Raw genomic sequence first — 19648 nt, forward strand, 5'->3', positions numbered from 1 at the left:
CCAAAACAGGTTTGCCGGGGCCCTATCCTACTTTCAGTTACCGCTGGAATTCAGCGCTTCGGTCAGTGCGGCTTCCACCTCACTGGCACTTACGCGCAGCGGTTTGTCGGCATCACGGCGACGCTTGCGCTCGCTGTGGTAGGCCAGACCGGTACCGGCCGGGATCAGACGACCCACGACCACGTTTTCTTTCAGGCCGCGCAGGTAATCGCGCTTGCCGGTTACCGCCGCTTCGGTCAGTACGCGGGTGGTTTCCTGGAAGGAAGCCGCCGAGATGAACGATTCGGTGGACAGCGAGGCCTTGGTGATACCCAGCAGTACGCGCGAGAACTTGGAGATGAACTTGTCATCTGCGCCGAGACGCTCGTTCTCTACCAGTACCTGGGTCAGTTCCATCTGGTCGCCCTTGATGAAGCTGGAATCGCCGGACTCGGTGATCTCAACTTTACGCAGCATCTGACGCAGGATGGTCTCGATGTGCTTGTCGTTGATCTTCACGCCTTGCAGACGGTAAACGTCCTGAATCTCGTTGACGATGTACTTGGCCAGCGCGCTTACACCCAGCAGACGCAGGATGTCGTGCGGATCGCTTGGACCGTCGGAGATAACTTCGCCGCGGTTAACCTGTTCGCCCTCGAAGACGTTCAGGTGACGCCACTTCGGAATCAGCTCTTCGTACGGATCGCTGCCATCGTTCGGGGTGATGACCAGACGGCGCTTGCCCTTGGTCTCTTTACCGAAGGCGATGGTGCCGCTGACTTCAGCCAGAATCGAGGCTTCTTTCGGACGACGGGCTTCGAACAAGTCGGCAACCCGTGGCAGACCACCGGTGATGTCACGGGTCTTCGACGTTTCTTGCGGGATACGCGCGATAACGTCACCGACGCCGATCTGGGCACCGTCAGCCACACCAACCAGGGCGTTCGCCGGCAGGAAGTACTGAGCCGGTACGTCGGTACCTGGCAGCAGCAGATCCTTGCCATTGGCGTCGACCATCTTGATTGCAGGGCGGATTTCCTTACCTGCAGCCGGACGGTCTTTGACGTCCAGAACCTCAATGTTGGTCAAACCAGTCAATTCGTCAGTCTGACGCTTGATGGTGATGCCTTCTTCCATGCCCACGAAGGTCACGGTACCTTTCATTTCGGTAACGATCGGGTGGGTGTGCGGGTCCCACTTGGCGACGATTGCGCCAGCGTCGACCTTGTCGCCTTCCTTCACGGAAATGACCGCACCGTAAGGCAGCTTGTAACGCTCACGCTCACGACCGAATTCGTCGGCAATCGCCAACTCACCGGAACGCGATACGGCAACCAGGTTACCGTCGGCACGCTCAACCTGTTTCAGGTTGTGCAGGCGAACCATACCGCCGTTCTTCACCTGGACGCTGTCGGCAGCCGAGGTCCGGCTTGCAGCACCACCGATGTGGAACGTACGCATGGTCAGCTGGGTACCCGGCTCACCGATCGACTGGGCAGCGATAACGCCGACCGCTTCACCGATGTTCACCTGGTGACCGCGAGCCAGGTCGCGACCGTAGCACTTGGCGCAGATGCCGTAGCGGGTTTCGCAGCTGATCGGCGAACGCACGATCACTTCGTCGATGCTGTTCAGCTCGATGAATTCGACCCACTTCTCGTCGACCAGGGTACCGGCCGGAACGATAACGTCGTCGGTGCCTGGCTTGAACACGTCACGGGCGATAACACGACCCAGTACACGCTCACCCAGCGGCTCTACAACGTCGCCGCCTTCAATGTGCGGCGTCATCAGCAGGCCTTGCTCGGTGCCGCAGTCGATCTCGGTAACCACCAGATCCTGGGCAACGTCTACCAGACGACGAGTCAGGTAACCGGAGTTCGCGGTTTTCAGCGCGGTATCCGCCAGACCCTTACGAGCACCGTGAGTCGAGATGAAGTACTGGAGTACGCTCAGACCTTCACGGAAGTTCGCGGTGATCGGCGTCTCGATGATCGAGCCGTCCGGCTTGGCCATCAGACCACGCATACCGGCCAGCTGACGAATCTGAGCTGCCGAACCCCGGGCACCGGAGTCAGCCATCATGTACATCGAGTTGAAGGACTCTTGCTCGACTTCGTCGCCGTTGCGGTCGATGACTTTCTCTTTCGAGAGGTTGGCCATCATCGCTTTGGAAACTTCGTCGTTCGCCTTGGACCACAAGTCGATGACTTTGTTGTACTTCTCGCCCTGGGTTACCAGGCCGGAGGCATACTGGCTCTCGATCTCTTTCACTTCGTCGGTAGCGGTACCGATGATGCGGGCTTTTTCATCCGGGATAACGAAGTCGTTAACACCGATGGAAACGCCGGAGATGGTCGAGTAGGCAAAACCGGTGTACATCAGCTGGTCAGCGAAGATCACGGTCTCTTTCAGACCAACCACGCGGTAGCACTGGTTGATCAGCTTGGAGATCGCCTTTTTCTTCATTGGCTGGTTGACCACGTCGTACGACAGACCTGGCGGTACAACCTGGAACAGCAGCGCACGGCCGACAGTAGTGTCGACGATACGGGTGTTCTTGACGCTGCCGCCATCACGATCGTTTACGGTTTCGTTGATACGAACCTTGATCTTGGCGTGCAGGGCAGCTTCGCCGGCGCGGAATACGCGGTCGACTTCCTGCAGGTCGGCGAACACGCGACCTTCGCCCTTGGCGTTGATGGCTTCACGGGTCATGTAGTACAGACCCAGTACAACGTCCTGCGACGGAACGATGATTGGCTCACCGTTGGCTGGCGACAGAATGTTGTTGGTCGACATCATCAGCGCGCGCGCTTCGAGCTGGGCTTCCAGCGTCAGCGGCACGTGAACGGCCATTTGGTCACCGTCGAAGTCGGCGTTGTACGCAGCACAGACCAGCGGGTGCAGCTGGATAGCCTTACCTTCGATCAGTACCGGTTCAAAGGCCTGGATACCCAGACGGTGAAGGGTCGGCGCACGGTTGAGCAGTACGGGGTGTTCGCGAATCACTTCGGCGAGAACGTCCCAGACCTCTGGCAGCTCGCGCTCGACCATCTTCTTGGCGGCCTTGATGGTGGTCGCCAGACCACGCATTTCCAGCTTGCCGAAAATGAACGGCTTGAACAGCTCGAGAGCCATTTTCTTCGGCAGACCGCACTGGTGCAGACGCAGGGTCGGACCTACGGTAATTACCGAACGGCCGGAGTAGTCAACGCGCTTACCGAGCAAGTTCTGACGGAAACGACCTTGCTTACCCTTGATCATGTCGGCCAGGGATTTCAGAGGACGCTTGTTCGAGCCGGTGATGGCACGACCGCGACGGCCGTTATCCAGCAAGGCGTCGACCGCTTCCTGCAGCATGCGCTTTTCGTTGCGCACGATGATGTCCGGCGCGGACAGGTCGAGCAGGCGCTTCAGACGGTTGTTACGGTTGATCACCCGACGATACAGGTCGTTCAGGTCGGAAGTCGCGAAGCGACCGCCATCCAGCGGAACCAGTGGACGCAGGTCTGGCGGCAGAACCGGCAGAACGGTCAGGACCATCCACTCAGGCAGGTTGCCCGAGCCCTGGAAGGCTTCCATCAGTTTCAGACGCTTGGACAGCTTCTTGATCTTGGTTTCCGAGTTGGTCTGCGGAATCTCTTCGCGCAGGCGACCGATCTCGTGCTCCAGGTCGATAGCGTGCAGCAGCTCGCGGACAGCCTCGGCACCCATGCGGGCGTCGAAGTCGTCACCGAACTCTTCCAGCGCTTCGAAGTACTGCTCGTCGTTGAGCAGTTGGCCTTTTTCCAGGGTGGTCATGCCCGGGTCGATAACGACATAGCTCTCGAAGTAGAGAACGCGCTCGATATCACGCAGGGTCATGTCCATCAGCAGGCCGATACGGGACGGCAGCGACTTCAGGAACCAGATGTGGGCAACCGGCGAAGCCAGTTCGATGTGCGCCATGCGCTCACGACGAACCTTGGCCAGGGCGACTTCAACGCCGCACTTCTCGCAGATCACGCCGCGGTGCTTCAGGCGCTTGTACTTACCGCACAGGCACTCGTAGTCCTTGACTGGGCCAAAGATCTTGGCGCAGAACAGGCCGTCACGCTCAGGTTTGAACGTACGGTAGTTGATGGTTTCCGGCTTTTTAACTTCACCGAACGACCACGAACGGATCATCTCAGGCGAGGCCAATCCGATACGGATGGCGTCGAACTCTTCGACTTGACCCTGGTTTTTCAGCAAATTCAGTAGGTCTTTCAAGGCCTTTCCTCCTGGCGGAGCAGGGAGCGGGCTTTTCAGCCACGCTCCCGATTCGCGTCACGTGTTATTCGGTTTCCAGATCGATATCGATACCGAGCGAACGAATCTCTTTGATCAACACGTTGAAGGACTCGGGCATGCCCGGCTCCATACGGTGATCGCCGTCCACGATGTTTTTGTACATCTTGGTCCGACCGTTCACGTCGTCCGACTTCACTGTGAGCATTTCTTGCAGGGTGTATGCCGCGCCGTATGCTTCCAGCGCCCACACTTCCATCTCCCCGAAACGCTGACCACCGAACTGCGCCTTACCACCCAGCGGCTGCTGGGTAACCAGGCTGTAAGAACCAGTGGAACGCGCGTGCATCTTGTCGTCCACCAAGTGGTTCAGCTTGAGCATGTACATGTAACCAACGGTCACATGACGCTCGAACTTGTTGCCGGTACGACCGTCGAACAGCTGCATCTGACCGCTTTCTGGCATGTCTGCCAGTTTCAGCATGGCCTTGATCTCGCTTTCCTTGGCACCGTCGAAGACTGGAGTGGCCATTGGCACACCGCCTTTGAGGTTCTTCGCCAGGTCCAGGATTTCCTGGTCGGAGAAGGTCTCCAGTTGTTCCTGACGACCACCGATCTCGTTGTAGATCTCGGTGAGGAACTTGCGCAGCTCGATGACCTTGCGCTGCTCTTCGAGCATGCGGTTGATCTTCTCGCCCAGACCTTTGGCCGCCAGGCCCAGGTGGGTTTCGAGGATCTGACCGACGTTCATACGCGATGGTACGCCCAACGGGTTGAGGACCACGTCGACCGGAGTACCGTTGGCGTCGTGCGGCATGTCTTCGACCGGCATGATCACCGAGACCACACCTTTGTTACCGTGACGGCCGGCCATCTTGTCGCCCGGCTGGATGCGGCGACGGATTGCCAGGTAGACCTTGACGATCTTCAGTACGCCCGGTGCCAGGTCATCGCCCTGCTGCAGCTTGCGCTTCTTGTCTTCGAACTTGTCGTCCAGCAGACGGCGACGATCAACGATGTAGGCCTGGGCCTTCTCGAGCTGCTCGTTCAGCGCGTCTTCGGCCATGCGCAGTTTGAACCACTGGCCGTGCTCCAGACCGTCCAGGACTTCGTTGGTGATCACAGTGCCTTTCTTCAGGCCTGCACCACCGTCGACAACCTGGCCGTTCAGGGCCGAACGCAGACGCTCGAAGGTTGCGCCTTCGACGATGCGGAACTCTTCGTTGAGGTCCTTGCGGATCTCGTCCAGCTGCATCTTCTCGATGGACAGCGCACGGCTGTCGCGCTCGACGCCATCACGGGTGAAGACCTGTACGTCGATGACAGTACCTTTGGTGCCGGTAGGCACGCGCAGGGAGGTGTCTTTAACGTCGCTGGCTTTCTCACCGAAGATTGCGCGCAGCAGTTTTTCTTCCGGAGTCAGCTGGGTTTCGCCTTTTGGCGTGACCTTGCCGACCAGGATGTCGCCAGCGCCAACTTCAGCACCAACATAAACGATACCGGCTTCGTCCAGCTTGTTCAGCGCAGCTTCACCGACGTTCGGGATGTCCGCGGTGATTTCCTCTGGGCCAAGCTTGGTGTCACGGGCCACACAGGTCAGTTCCTGGATGTGGATCGTGGTGAAGCGGTCTTCCTGAACAACACGCTCGGACAGGCAGATGGAGTCTTCGAAGTTGAAGCCGTTCCACGCCATGAACGCGATGCGCATGTTCTGACCCAGCGCCAGTTCACCCATGTCGGTGGACGGGCCGTCGGCCATGATGTCGCCACGCTGAACCGCGTCACCCTTGTTAACCAGCGGACGCTGGTTGATGCAGGTGTTCTGGTTCGAACGGGTGTATTTGGTCAGGTTGTAGATGTCGACACCGGCTTCACCGGTTTCAACTTCGTCATCGGCAACGCGAACAACGATACGGCTGGCATCGACAGAGTCGATCACGCCGCCACGACGGGCCACGACGCAAACGCCGGAGTCACGGGCAACGTTGCGCTCCATGCCGGTACCGACCAGCGGCTTGTCGGCGCGCAGGGTTGGTACAGCCTGACGCTGCATGTTCGAACCCATCAACGCACGGTTGGCGTCGTCGTGCTCGAGGAACGGAATCAGCGATGCTGCAACCGAAACTACCTGCTTCGGCGAAACGTCCATCAGGGTGACGTCTTCCGGCGCCTTGACGGTGAATTCGTTCAGGTGACGAACAGCTACCAGCTCATCGATCAGGTGCTTCTTCTCGTTCATCGTGGCCGAAGCCTGGGCGATGACGTGATCAGCTTCTTCGATCGCCGACAGGAACACGATGTCGTCGGTAACCACGCCCTCTTTCACCACGCGGTACGGGCTTTCCAGGAAGCCGTACTGGTTGGTGCGAGCGTATGCCGCCAGGGAGTTGATCAGACCGATGTTCGGACCTTCAGGGGTCTCGATCGGGCACACGCGGCCGTAGTGGGTCGGGTGTACGTCACGGACTTCGAAGCCTGCGCGCTCACGGGTCAGACCACCAGGGCCGAGTGCAGAGACACGACGCTTGTGGGTGATCTCGGACAGCGGGTTGTTCTGGTCCATGAACTGCGAGAGCTGGCTGGAGCCGAAGAACTCTTTCACCGCCGCCGCAACCGGCTTGGCGTTGATCAGGTCCTGAGGCATCAGGCCTTCGCTTTCTGCCATCGACAGACGCTCTTTGACCGCGCGCTCTACACGCACCAGGCCAACGCGGAACTGGTTCTCGGCCATCTCGCCGACACAGCGGACGCGACGGTTACCGAGGTGGTCGATGTCGTCGACGATGCCTTTGCCGTTACGGATGTCGACCAGGGTCTTGAGGACCTCGACGATATCTTCCTTGCTCAGCACGCCCGAACCTTCGATCTCGGTGCGACCGATACGACGGTTGAACTTCATGCGGCCAACGGCCGACAGGTCGTAACGCTCGGCGCTGAAGAACAGGTTGTTGAACAGGGTCTCGGCGGCATCCTTGGTTGGCGGCTCGCCAGGACGCATCATGCGATAGATCTCGACCAGCGCTTCCAGTTGGTTGCTGGTGGAGTCGATCTTCAGGGTATCCGAGATGAACGGACCGCAGTCGATGTCGTTGGTGTACAGGGTCTCGATGCGAACAACCTGGGCCTTGGCGATTTTCACCAGGACGTCGGTGCTCAGCTCGGTGTTGCACTCAGCCAGGATCTCGCCGGTAGCCGGGTGCACGATCGCCTTGGCGGTAGTGCGGCCCAGGACGTACTCCAGCGGCACGTCCAGCTGCTTGACGCCAGCTTTTTCCAGCTGGTTGATGTGGCGAGCAGTGATACGACGACCTTGCTCGACAATGACCTTGCCGGTTTCGTCATGGATGTCCATGACCGCAACTTCACCACGCAGGCGCTGAGGCACCAGCTCCAGGCTGAGCTTCTCGCCCGACACGTGGAAAACGTTGGTGGTGTAGAAAGCGTCCAGCACTTCTTCAGTGCTGTAGCCCAGCGCGCGCAGCAGAACCGACGCAGGCAGTTTGCGACGACGGTCGATACGGACGAATACACAGTCTTTCGGATCGAATTCGAAGTCCAGCCACGAGCCGCGGTAAGGAATGATCCGCGCCGAGTACAGCAGTTTGCCAGAGCTGTGCGTCTTGCCGCGGTCGTGATCGAAGAACACGCCCGGCGAACGGTGCAGCTGGGAAACGATAACACGCTCGGTACCGTTGATTACGAAGGTACCGTTTTCAGTCATCAGGGGGATTTCACCCATGTAGACTTCTTGCTCTTTGATGTCCTTGATCGCTTTGTTCGACGATTCTTTGTCGAAAATGATCAGGCGGACTTTTACCCGCAGCGGCACCGCGTAGGTCACGCCACGCAGTACGCATTCTTTGACATCAAAAGCCGGTTCGCCCAGACGATAGCCAACGTACTCCAGGGCAGCATTGCCGGAGTAGCTGATGATCGGGAAAACCGATTTGAAGGCCGCATGCAGGCCCACGTCGCGGAACTGATCTTTGGTCGCTCCCGCTTGCAAGAATTCACGATACGAATCCAGCTGGATGGCCAGGAGGTAAGGCACATCCATGACGTCCGGCAACTTGCTAAAGTCCTTGCGGATACGTTTTTTCTCAGTGTATGAGTAAGCCATCAGCGTTCCCCAGCTTGGTCACCTGCTTGTTTGGCTTCTCCCGACGGGAGCAGCCAGAAAATCGTGCAAACCCCTTGGTTTGCGCCACCATCATTGGTGGTTGCAGCTCGTTATCAGCGCCGACCTGGTCAGCTGCCAATAACGGAAAAAGGCCGGTGGCAAGAGCCACCAGCCATCAGCCTTTCGCTTGTCGCTCGGGCTGGAGACGCACAGTCGAAATTATTTCAGTTCGACGGTAGCGCCTGCTGCTTCCAGGTCAGCTTTAGCTTTGTCAGCGGCTTCTTTCGAAACGCCTTCAGCAACAACCTGAGGAGCGGTATCAACCTTTTCCTTGGCTTCTTTCAGGCCCAGGCCGGTCAGTTCGCGAACAGCCTTGATCACGTTTACTTTCTTGTCGCCAGCGGCAACCAGAACAACGTTGAACTCGGTTTGTTCTTCAACAACGGCAGCGGCAGCAGCTGGGCCAGCAGCGGCAACAGCAGCGGTAACGCCGAAGGTTTCTTCCATTGCTTTGATCAGCTCAACAACTTCCAGAACGGTTTTCTGGCCGATTGCTTCGATGATTTGCTCGTTAGTCAGAGACATGACTTAAATCCTGTATTGGGGTGACAGCCTACGCAGCCATCAAATTAAACGTATGATTTCGAAAGTGCTTTCTGCGCCTTAGGCTGCAGCAGCTTCTTTCTGGTCGCGAACGGCTGCCAGAGTACGAGCCAGCTTGCTGGTAGCGCCTTGGATCACGCTCATCAGCTTTGCAATAGCTTCGTCGCGGGTCGGCAGCGAAGCCAACACGTCGATCTGGTTTGCGGCAAGGAACTTGCCGTCGAACGCAGCTGCCTTGATCTCGAACTTGCTCTGACCCTTGGCGAATTCTGCGAACAGACGGGCAGCAGCGCCCGGGTGTTCGTTGGAGAACGCGATCAGGGTAGGGCCGGTGAAGGCGTCGTTGAGGACACTGAATTCAGTGTCAGCAACAGCGCGCTTGAGCAGGGTGTTACGTACAACACGTACGTAAACGCCAGCTTCACGAGCCTCTTTACGGAGTCCGGTCATTGCGCCTACAGTCACGCCACGGGCATCAGCCACGACAGCAGACAGAGCGACTTTGGCAGCCTCGTTGACTTCAGCGACGATGGCCTTCTTGTCTTCGAGTTTAATTGCCACGGGTAAAACTCCTGCTTGTTACCGTTTCATCCAGCCGGGGCCGGATGTCGTTTTGGTGTCTGATTCGGTAAGGAACCAGGGGCACCATCTGCGTAGGCTTGTGGTTTAAGACTTGCGTCGCCTACGGTCTTGGATAGCCCCCGCCAGGCAGGGACCCCAATTTTTCAACCTGGCGCGATCGCTCGCACCGAGTTTTGTCTTACGCGTTCAGCGAGCTCTGGTCGATGACCAGACCTGGGCCCATGGTGGTGCTCAGGGTAACGCGCTTGACGTAGATACCTTTCGAGGAAGCTGGCTTGATACGCTTCAGATCAGCGATCAGGGCTTCAACGTTTTCCTTCAGCTTGCCAGCTTCAAAGCCGATTTTGCCAACGGAGGTGTGGATGATGCCGTTTTTGTCGGTGCGATAACGAACCTGACCAGCCTTGGCGTTTTTAACCGCGGTGGCTACGTCTGGAGTTACGGTACCGACTTTCGGGTTAGGCATCAGGCCGCGAGGACCCAGAACCTGACCCAGCTGACCTACAACACGCATTGCGTCCGGGGAAGCAATAACGACGTCATAGTTCAGGTCGCCGCCTTTCATTTCGGCAGCCAGGTCGTCCATACCAACGCGGTCAGCGCCGGCAGCCAGAGCGGCCTCGGCAGCAGGACCCTGGGTGAAGACAGCTACACGTACGGTCTTGCCAGTGCCGTGTGGCAGCACGGTAGCGCTACGTACGACCTGGTCGGATTTACGTGGGTCAACACCGAGGTTGACAGCAACGTCGAAGGATTCGCTGAACTTCACGGTGGACAGTTCGGCCAGCAGCACTGCTGCTTCTTCGAAGTTGTAGACTTTGCCTGCTTCGATTTTCGAAGCAATGGCCTTTTGGCGCTTGGTCAGCTTAGCCATTACACACCCTCCACGTTGAGGCCCATGCTGCGAGCGGAACCGGCGATGGTACGCACGGCCGCATCCATGTCAGCAGCGGTCAGATCAGCATTTTTGGTTTTTGCGATCTCTTCCAGCTGAGCACGGGTCACAGTACCGACTTTAACGGTGTTCGGACGTGCAGAACCGCTGGTCAGGCCAGCTGCTTTCTTCAGCAGAACCGAAGCAGGGGTGCTTTTGGTTTCGAAGGTGAAGCTGCGGTCACTGTAAACAGTGATGATCACAGGAGTCGGCAGGCCGGCTTCTTGACCCTGGGTACGGGCGTTGAAGGCCTTGCAGAATTCCATGATGTTCACACCGTGTTGACCCAGTGCTGGACCAACGGGTGGGCTTGGGTTGGCCTGGCCGGCCTTTACTTGCAGCTTGATGTAAGCCTGAATCTTCTTAGCCATGAGCTACTCCAATATCGGGTACGAACGCCAGATGGCTCCCCGGATGACTTGCGTTTTATCCCAGTGACGACAAAACCCCGCAGCACATAGGGCTGCGGGGTATGGGATGCTTTGTTCGGCTAGACCTTCTCGACCTGGCTGAACTCGAGCTCTACCGGGGTAGAGCGACCGAAAATAAGCACGGCCACTTGGATCCGGCTCTTCTCGTAGTTAACTTCTTCAACGGTACCGTTGAAATCAGCAAACGGACCATCGATAACACGGACCACTTCGCCCGGCTCAAACAGAGTCTTCGGCTTCGGCTTGTCGCTGCCATCGGCAACGCGACGCAGAATGGCCTCGGCTTCCTTGTCGGTGATCGGTGCAGGCTTGTCTGCAGTACCACCGATGAAGCCCATGACGCGAGGGGTGTCCTTGACCAAGTGCCAAGTCCCTTCGTTCATGTCCATTTGGACCAGCACATAACCTGGGAAGAACTTACGCTCGCTTTTGCGTTTCTGGCCATTGCGCATCTCAACCACTTCTTCAGTGGGGACCAGAATTTCGCCGAAGCCATCTTCCATGCCAGCCAGCTTTACGCGCTCGATCAGCGAGCGCATGACATGCTTCTCGTAACCCGAGTAAGCATGCACAACGTACCAACGCTTAGCCACGGGACACCCTTAGCCAACAATCAAGGAAATCAACCAACCCAGCAGGGAGTCGAGACCCCACAGCAGCAACGCCATCACCAGGACAACCGCCACTACGATGAGCGTGGTCTGCGTGGTTTCTTGGCGGGTTGGCCATACGACTTTACGAATCTCGGTGCGAGCTTCCTTTGCCAGCGCAAAGAACGACTTGCCTTTGGCGGTCTGCAGGGCAACAAAGCCAGCTACAGCAGCAAGGGCAAGCAGTGCAAGTACGCGGTACAGAATCGGCGAAGCAGAGTAATACTGGTTACCCACAACACCAACGACTACCAAAGCGACAACAGCCAGCCACTTGAGCAGATCAAAACGAGAGTCTTGGGCTTCAGCCTTGGGAGTCATCTAGGAAGATCCTGTGAAAAGAAAGCCAGACACACGAGGTGAATCTGGCAGGTCAGGAGGGAATCGAACCCCCAACCTACGGTTTTGGAGACCGTCGCTCTGCCAATTGAGCTACTGACCTAAAAGCTTATCAGGCCGACCATTATGCCGGCCTGATCGAGAGAAATCAACTACTTATTCGATAATCTTCGCTACTACACCAGCGCCGACGGTACGACCGCCTTCACGGATAGCGAAACGCAGACCGTCTTCCATCGCGATGGTTTTGATCAGGGTAACAGTCATCTGAATGTTGTCACCTGGCATTACCATTTCAACGCCTTCTGGCAGCTCGCAGTTACCAGTCACGTCAGTAGTACGGAAGTAGAACTGTGGACGGTAGCCTTTGAAGAACGGAGTGTGACGGCCGCCTTCTTCTTTGCTCAGAACGTAAACTTCTGCGGTGAACTTGGTGTGCGGCTTGACCGAACCTGGCTTGACCAGAACCTGGCCACGCTCAACGTCGTCACGCTTGGTGCCGCGCAGCAGCACGCCGCAGTTCTCGCCAGCACGACCTTCGTCCAGCAGCTTGCGGAACATCTCAACACCGGTGCAGGTGGTGGTGGTGGTGTCACGCAGACCAACGATTTCCAGGGCGTCTTGAACGCGGACGATACCACGCTCGATACGACCGGTAACAACGGTACCACGACCCGAGATCGAGAATACGTCTTCGATTGGCATCAGGAACGGCTTGTCGATAGCGCGCTCAGGCTCTGGGATGTAGCTGTCCAGAGTCTCAACCAGCTTCTTGACAGCGGTAGTGCCCATTTCGTTGTCGTCTTTGCCTTCCAGCGCCATACGAGCCGAACCGATGATGATCGGGGTGTCGTCGCCTGGGAAGTCATAGGTGGACAGCAGGTCGCGAACTTCCATCTCGACCAGTTCCAGCAGCTCAGCGTCGTCTACCAGGTCAGCCTTGTTCAGGAAGACCACGATGTACGGAACGCCAACCTGACGGGACAGCAGGATGTGCTCACGGGTTTGTGGCATCGGACCATCGGCGGCCGAGCAAACCAGGATCGCGCCGTCCATCTGGGCAGCACCGGTGATCATGTTCTTCACGTAGTCAGCGTGACCTGGGCAGTCGACGTGAGCGTAGTGACGAATGTTCGAGTTGTACTCGACGTGTGCGGTGTTAATGGTGATACCGCGAGCTTTCTCTTCTGGAGCGCTGTCGATCTTGTCGAATTCAACGACGGCCGAACCGAAAACTTCGGAGCAGACGCGGGTCAGTGCCGCAGTCAGCGTGGTCTTGCCATGGTCAACGTGACCAATGGTGCCGACGTTTACGTGCGGCAGACTACGATCGAACTTTTCCTTAGCCATCGAGACAATCCTCAGCAATAAGAAACAAGCAAGTCAATATGACCATTAAAACAAAGGCAGATATTTTCATATCTGCCTTGTTATATGGAGCTCTTGAGCGGATTTGAACCGCTGACCTCACCCTTACCAAGGGTGTGCTCTACCAACTGAGCTACAAGAGCGTAACACTGTGCAACAACAGCAAACCTGGAGCGGGTAGCGGGAATCGAACCCGCATCATCAGCTTGGAAGGCTGAGGTTCTACCACTAAACTATACCCGCGGAGCTTGCGGCTCTCGCTAAAACTGGTGGAGGGAGAAGGATTCGAACCTTCGAAGCTCTCGCAACGGATTTACAGTCCGTCCCCTTTGACCGCTCGGGAATCCCTCCAGAATTGGCCGGCATTCTATTCAGATACCGATCAAGTGTCAAGCGTTTTTTCAAATTTTTTCAATCAAATCTGAAGCTTAGCTGCTTTGACACCGCTTCCAGCTCTACCACCTCAGTGGTGTTCCCTGTGAAGCGGGCGCCATTCTATCAAGCTATTCGCCAGTTGCAATACCCTCGCACAACATTATTTTATGTTTTAAGTCTTTGAAATCATGGGAAAGTGTCCCGAGCACGGTTTGGTCCAGCAAACGCTGGCTCTGGGGCGTAATCTGCAACCACAAACCCGTGCTGTCCCCCAGGCGGCCGGTCACCGGAGCAGCAGCGATATCCAGGGTCAGCAAGCGCTGACGCAGCGCTTTTAGCTGATCCTGGCCCACCAAGCCACCTACATAGAGGCACTCCTGGCCACGCTCGGGCGCAGTTTTACCCTTGCTCGACTCGCTCAGCAGACGAATATCCTGCTGATTTCCCTTGTACAGCGACAACGGCGCCACTTCCTTGGCCTTCAACGGCGCTTCCTGCTGGTGCCAGACGTAATAAAAGACGTTGAGCACCACCAACAACAGAAACAACCAACGCATAGGCACCTCAATCCAGGGGACAAGCCATGGCCAGGCCAACAAATACCAGGTCCGGAACCACCCGGGCCTGTGGAGCAGCCTTTTGCACCAGGAGCGCATCGCCCCCGGTCAGCAACACAGTGAAATCATCACCCCATAACTCATGGGCATGCTCAAGCTGCGAGCGAACAAAGCCCTGAAGCATGTGCACGCAGCCACGCTCCACCGCCTCGACGGTAGAACGGCCAGGGGCAAGGCTCGACAGTGCGCGCTCAGCGGAGGCATCGTCATAGCGGATGCGTCGGGTGTGGGTACGCAGCTGGCTACGCATCAACGGCATGCCCGGGCAGATGAAGCCACCCAGGTGCTCGCCGTCGGCCGAAACGAAGTCAGCCTTGGCCGCCGTACCGAAATCCATCACCAGACACGCGCCACGGGCCAAGTGAAAGCCGCCCAGCACCGCAAGCCAGCGATCCAGGCCGAGGCGCTGGTAATCTTCATAGCCATTGCGTACGCCAGCGACCTCCCTGGCAGGCTGAGCCACCACGACGCTCAAGCCAAAATGCTGGGCGAGCAGCGCCGAAAGGCCAGCGGTCTCCTCCTCACTTCTGACACTGACCAGGCGGCAGCGCCGGGGCGCTGCAGGGAGCGCCGTGACGGCAGCCACCAGGGCCTGATCGGAGTCCACAATGCCGCCGGCAACAACGGCGCCCTCAGTAGCGCTGATGACTCGCCATTTGATAAAGCTGTTGCCACAATCGAGCTCAAGAATCATCACGCAACCTCAAACTGAGCTCACCACCGCTAAAGCTCTTTTCAACACCATCGACCTCGAGGCGCAGCGCCCCTTGCCGGTCAATGCCTAGAACAATTCCGTCAATCCGGTTGACTCCGGCAATCAAGGACACCGCAGCCCCCTGCCACAGATGGGATTGTTCCCACTCGGCCTGGAACGCGGCGAATCCGGATTGCCGATGGCGCTGCAGATCCTGCTGCAGGTTCTGACTGAGCGCAGCCACCAGTTTATTACGATCGACTGCCACCCCTGTCTCACGACGCACTGACGTCCACAACTGATCGATCTGCTCGTTGACCTGCATGTTGACGTTGATACCAATCCCCAGCACGACGTGACAGACGTCCGCAGGATCTCCGACCAGCTCCAGGAGGATACCGGCGATCTTCTGATTGTTTACCAGAACATCATTCGGCCATTTCAGTCCCGCGCCGGCAACACCAAAGGCCTGCAGCGTACGTATTACCGCCAGGCCAACCACAAGGCTCAGACCTTCCAGCTGGCGCATGCCGCCTTCAATACGCAGCACCAGGCTGTAATAGAGGTTTTCCGCGAAGGGGCTGACCCACTGACGACCACGTCGGCCGCGCCCTGCTGCCTGACGCTCAGCCAGCACCAGGAACGGCGCAGCCTGACCTTCGCTGATTGAGCGCAGAGCCTGGGCATTGGTCGAGTCGATGGATTCGAATATCAATACTGGCCATTGTTCGCCCTGGGAAAGCTCGGCTATGGCCGATTCTTCCAGCAACGACAACGGCGTGGCCAACTGGTAGCCGCGGCCACGGACTTTATGAATGGGCAGGTTCAGCTCAGCCTCAAGAAGCTGTAATTGCTTCCAGACAGCGGCGCGGCTGACGCCCAAGGCTGCGCCCAGGTCTTGCCCGGAATGGAACCGGCCATCCTTGAGGAGCTTCAACAACTTCAGCATGCCAATCTCGACTCACAATGAGGAGGGCATGATAGCCATGCAGGTGGGGATTGCATAGAAAACTGAGCTGTAGGAATGGCCCTCTGTGGTCACCGCCCACAGAGGAAACAGCCAGAAAGACAAAACCCCTACCTGCATATGCAGATAGGGGTTTCGGAATTTAATCTTGACGATGACCTACTCTCACATGGGGAAACCCCACACTACCATCGGCGATGCATCGTTTCACTGCTGAGTTCGGGATGGGATCAGGTGGTTCCAATGCTCTATGGTCGTCAAGAAATTCTGTTGCCAGAAGGTCTTGTTTAAGACACTCCAGCGAATCGGGTATGTGATGTTTGTGAGTTACAAATCTTCGGCTGTGCAGTCTTCACAACACCGCAATCTGGCTTTCGCTCAAATTGCTTGGGTGTTATATGGTCAAGCCTCACGGGCAATTAGTATTGGTTAGCTCAACGCCTCACAGCGCTTACACACCCAACCTATCAACGTCGTAGTCTTCGACGGCCCTTCAGGGAGCTCAAGGCTCCAGTGAGATCTCATCTTGAGGCAAGTTTCCCGCTTAGATGCTTTCAGCGGTTATCTCTTCCGAACATAGCTACCCGGCAATGCCACTGGCGTGACAACCGGAACACCAGAGGTTCGTCCACTCCGGTCCTCTCGTACTAGGAGCAGCCCCTCTCAAATCTCAAACGTCCACGGCAGATAGGGACCGAACTGTCTCACGACGTTCTAAACCCAGCTCGCGTACCACTTTAAATGGCGAACAGCCATACCCTTGGGACCGGCTTCAGCCCCAGGATGTGATGAGCCGACATCGAGGTGCCAAACACCGCCGTCGATATGAACTCTTGGGCGGTATCAGCCTGTTATCCCCGGAGTACCTTTTATCCGTTGAGCGATGGCCCTTCCATACAGAACCACCGGATCACTAAGACCTACTTTCGTACCTGCTCGACGTGTCTGTCTCGCAGTCAAGCGCGCTTTTGCCTTTATACTCTACGACCGATTTCCGACCGGTCTGAGCGCACCTTCGTACTCCTCCGTTACTCTTTAGGAGGAGACCGCCCCAGTCAAACTACCCACCATACACTGTCCTCGATCCGGATAACGGACCTGAGTTAGAACCTCAAAGTTGCCAGGGTGGTATTTCAAGGATGGCTCCACGCGAACTGGCGTCCACGCTTCAAAGCCTCCCACCTATCCTACACAAGCAAATTCAAAGTCCAGTGCAAAGCTATAGTAAAGGTTCACGGGGTCTTTCCGTCTAGCCGCGGATACACTGCATCTTCACAGCGATTTCAATTTCACTGAGTCTCGGGTGGAGACAGCGCCGCCATCGTTACGCCATTCGTGCAGGTCGGAACTTACCCGACAAGGAATTTCGCTACCTTAGGACCGTTATAGTTACGGCCGCCGTTTACCGGGGCTTCGATCAAGAGCTTCGCGTTAGCTAACCCCATCAATTAACCTTCCGGCACCGGGCAGGCGTCACACCCTATACGTCCACTTTCGTGTTTGCAGAGTGCTGTGTTTTTAATAAACAGTCGCAGCGGCCTGGTATCTTCGACCGGCATGGGCTTACGGAGCAAGTCCTTCACCCTCACCGGCGCACCTTCTCCCGAAGTTACGGTGCCATTTTGCCTAGTTCCTTCACCCGAGTTCTCTCAAGCGCCTTGGTATTCTCTACCCAACCACCTGTGTCGGTTTGGGGTACGGTTCCTGGTTATCTGAAGCTTAGAAGCTTTTCTTGGAAGCATGGCATCAACCACTTCGTCGCCTAATGGCAACTCGTCATCAGCTCTCGGCCTTAAGATCCCGGATTTACCTAAGATCTCAGCCTACCACCTTAAACTTGGACTACCAACGCCAAGCTGGCCTAGCCTTCTCCGTCCCTCCATCGCAATAACCAGAAGTACAGGAATATTAACCTGTTTTCCATCGACTACGCTTTTCAGCCTCGCCTTAGGGACCGACTAACCCTGCGTCGATTAACGTTGCGCAGGAAACCTTGGTCTTTCGGCGTGGGAGTTTTTCACTCCCATTGTCGTTACTCATGTCAGCATTCGCACTTCTGATACCTCCAGCAAGCTTCTCAACTCACCTTCACAGGCTTACAGAACGCTCCTCTACCGCATCACCTAAGTGATACCCGTAGCTTCGGTGTATGGTTTGAGCCCCGTTACATCTTCCGCGCAGGCCGACTCGACTAGTGAGCTATTACGCTTTCTTTAAAGGGTGGCTGCTTCTAAGCCAACCTCCTAGCTGTCTAAGCCTTCCCACATCGTTTCCCACTTAACCATAACTTTGGGACCTTAGCTGACGGTCTGGGTTGTTTCCCTTTTCACGACGGACGTTAGCACCCGCCGTGTGTCTCCCATGCTCGGCACTTGTAGGTATTCGGAGTTTGCATCGGTTTGGTAAGTCGGGATGACCCCCTAGCCGAAACAGTGCTCTACCCCCTACAGTGATACATGAGGCGCTACCTAAATAGCTTTCGAGGAGAACCAGCTATCTCCGAGCTTGATTAGCCTTTCACTCCGATCCACAGGTCATCCGCTAACTTTTCAACGGTAGTCGGTTCGGTCCTCCAGTCAGTGTTACCTAACCTTCAACCTGCCCATGGATAGATCGCCCGGTTTCGGGTCTATACCCAGCGACTAAACGCCCTATTAAGACTCGCTTTCGCTACGCCTCCCCTATTCGGTTAAGCTCGCCACTGAATATAAGTCGCTGACCCATTATACAAAAGGTACGCAGTCACCTAACAAAGTAGGCTCCCACTGCTTGTACGCATACGGTTTCAGGATCTATTTCACTCCCCTCTCCGGGGTTCTTTTCGCCTTTCCCTCACGGTACTGGTTCACTATCGGTCAGTCAGTAGTATTTAGCCTTGGAGGATGGTCCCCCCATATTCAGACAAAGTTTCTCGTGCTCCGTCCTACTCGATTTCATGACTAAGAGATTTTCGCGTACAGGGCTATCACCCACTATGGCCGCACTTTCCAGAGCGTTCCGCTAATCTCAAAGCCACTTAAGGGCTAGTCCCCGTTCGCTCGCCACTACTAAGGGAATCTCGGTTGATTTCTTTTCCTCAGGGTACTTAGATGTTTCAGTTCCCCTGGTTCGCCTCTTGCACCTATGTATTCAGTACAAGATACTCAGCTTATGCTGAGTGGGTTCCCCCATTCAGAGATCTCCGGATCAAAGTCTGTTTGCCGACTCCCCGAAGCTTATCGCAGGCTACCACGTCTTTCATCGCCTCTGACTGCCAAGGCATCCACCGTATGCGCTTCTTCACTTGACCATATAACCCCAAGCAATCTGGTTATACTGTGAAGACAACATTCGCCGAAAACTTGTAATTACTCACAAATTTTACCTTAGCCTGAACACACACCAGTGAAAGTGCTGTCCAGTCTATCTTTCTATCACATACCCAAATTTTTAAAGAACGATTCTGAAAAAGTTCAGAAATCAATATTCGAGGCGAATATTCATTTCTAAGCTTTGACGTAAGGTGGTGGAGCCAAGCGGGATCGAACCGCTGACCTCCTGCGTGCAAGGCAGGCGCTCTCCCAGCTGAGCTATGGCCCCGTATTGCTACAGGCTGCACCACATGTAATTGGTGGGTCTGGGCAGATTCGAACTGCCGACCTCACCCTTATCAGGGGTGCGCTCTAACCAACTGAGCTACAGACCCAATCGTCTTCTTCAATGAATCAAGCAATTCGT

At 56.4% G+C, this 19648-nt stretch carries 12 protein-coding genes, 6 tRNA genes and 2 rRNA genes; all 20 read right to left on the reverse strand.

Translation table 11 applies throughout. The features are described 5' to 3' along the window. Positions 1 to 33: 33 nt before the first annotated feature. A complete protein-coding gene (rpoC, locus tag LOY34_RS24515) occupies positions 34 to 4233 on the reverse strand; it encodes a DNA-directed RNA polymerase subunit beta' (protein WP_045202248.1) in 4200 nt (1399 codons plus the stop codon). A gap of 64 nt (positions 4234 to 4297) precedes the next feature. Beyond that, complete coding sequence (gene rpoB, locus LOY34_RS24520) at positions 4298 to 8371, reverse strand: DNA-directed RNA polymerase subunit beta (RefSeq protein WP_045202245.1); 4074 nt, start codon at positions 8369 to 8371, stop codon at positions 4298 to 4300. 219 nt (positions 8372 to 8590) lie between these two features. Then, positions 8591 to 8956: a 50S ribosomal protein L7/L12 gene (gene rplL / locus LOY34_RS24525; protein WP_043861936.1), complete on the reverse strand. Its 366-nt coding sequence runs from the start codon at positions 8954 to 8956 to the stop codon at positions 8591 to 8593. A gap of 78 nt (positions 8957 to 9034) precedes the next feature. Then, positions 9035 to 9535, reverse strand: a complete 501-nt coding sequence (gene rplJ, locus LOY34_RS24530; RefSeq protein ID WP_045190247.1) for a 50S ribosomal protein L10 — start codon at positions 9533 to 9535, stop codon at positions 9035 to 9037. Positions 9536 to 9734: 199 nt separating this feature from the next. Beyond that, positions 9735 to 10430 (reverse strand): 50S ribosomal protein L1, encoded by a 696-nt coding sequence (rplA, locus tag LOY34_RS24535; RefSeq protein ID WP_045202241.1) that lies wholly within the window; start codon positions 10428 to 10430, stop codon positions 9735 to 9737. Continuing rightward, positions 10430 to 10861 (reverse strand): 50S ribosomal protein L11, encoded by a 432-nt coding sequence (gene rplK / locus LOY34_RS24540; RefSeq protein WP_010220295.1) that lies wholly within the window; start codon positions 10859 to 10861, stop codon positions 10430 to 10432. Before rplK ends, rplA begins: the two co-directional genes overlap by 1 nt. Before the next feature lie 119 nt (positions 10862 to 10980). After that, positions 10981 to 11514, reverse strand: a complete 534-nt coding sequence (gene nusG, locus LOY34_RS24545) for a transcription termination/antitermination protein NusG (RefSeq protein WP_010220294.1) — start codon at positions 11512 to 11514, stop codon at positions 10981 to 10983. A 9-nt stretch (positions 11515 to 11523) separates the two neighbouring features. Then, positions 11524 to 11892, reverse strand: coding sequence for a preprotein translocase subunit SecE (gene secE, locus LOY34_RS24550; protein ID WP_045202238.1), 369 nt, complete (start codon positions 11890 to 11892; stop codon positions 11524 to 11526). A 45-nt stretch (positions 11893 to 11937) separates the two neighbouring features. Beyond that, positions 11938 to 12013, reverse strand: a tRNA-Trp gene (locus LOY34_RS24555). A gap of 53 nt (positions 12014 to 12066) precedes the next feature. Further along, positions 12067 to 13260, reverse strand: a complete 1194-nt coding sequence (gene tuf, locus LOY34_RS24560) for an elongation factor Tu (protein WP_010220303.1) — start codon at positions 13258 to 13260, stop codon at positions 12067 to 12069. 85 nt (positions 13261 to 13345) lie between these two features. After that, positions 13346 to 13421, reverse strand: a tRNA-Thr gene (locus LOY34_RS24565). 26 nt (positions 13422 to 13447) lie between these two features. Then, positions 13448 to 13521: transfer RNA gene (locus LOY34_RS24570), tRNA-Gly, on the reverse strand. 24 nt (positions 13522 to 13545) lie between these two features. Next, positions 13546 to 13629, reverse strand: a tRNA-Tyr gene (locus tag LOY34_RS24575). A gap of 152 nt (positions 13630 to 13781) precedes the next feature. Continuing rightward, the gene (locus tag LOY34_RS24580; RefSeq protein WP_258664069.1) at positions 13782 to 14210 is read right to left on the reverse strand and encodes a hypothetical protein; all 429 of its coding nucleotides are present in this window, start codon (positions 14208 to 14210) and stop codon (positions 13782 to 13784) included. Positions 14211 to 14217: 7 nt separating this feature from the next. Further along, positions 14218 to 14964 (reverse strand): pantothenate kinase, encoded by a 747-nt coding sequence (locus tag LOY34_RS24585; protein WP_045202403.1) that lies wholly within the window; start codon positions 14962 to 14964, stop codon positions 14218 to 14220. Further along, positions 14954 to 15913, reverse strand: coding sequence for a bifunctional biotin--[acetyl-CoA-carboxylase] ligase/biotin operon repressor BirA (gene birA / locus LOY34_RS24590; protein ID WP_195885144.1), 960 nt, complete (start codon positions 15911 to 15913; stop codon positions 14954 to 14956). The genes LOY34_RS24585 and birA overlap by 11 nt, the downstream gene beginning before the upstream one ends. A gap of 164 nt (positions 15914 to 16077) precedes the next feature. Next, positions 16078 to 16193 (reverse strand): 5S ribosomal RNA (gene rrf, locus LOY34_RS24595). A 136-nt stretch (positions 16194 to 16329) separates the two neighbouring features. Beyond that, a 23S ribosomal RNA gene (locus LOY34_RS24600) occupies positions 16330 to 19220 on the reverse strand. A 214-nt stretch (positions 19221 to 19434) separates the two neighbouring features. Further along, positions 19435 to 19510, reverse strand: a tRNA-Ala gene (locus tag LOY34_RS24605). A 29-nt stretch (positions 19511 to 19539) separates the two neighbouring features. Continuing rightward, a tRNA-Ile gene (locus LOY34_RS24610) sits at positions 19540 to 19616 on the reverse strand. Positions 19617 to 19648: the final 32 nt, after the last annotated feature.

Origin of the sequence: Pseudomonas sp. B21-009 (assembly GCF_024749345.1) — a bacterium.
GTDB lineage: Bacteria > Pseudomonadota > Gammaproteobacteria > Pseudomonadales > Pseudomonadaceae > Aquipseudomonas.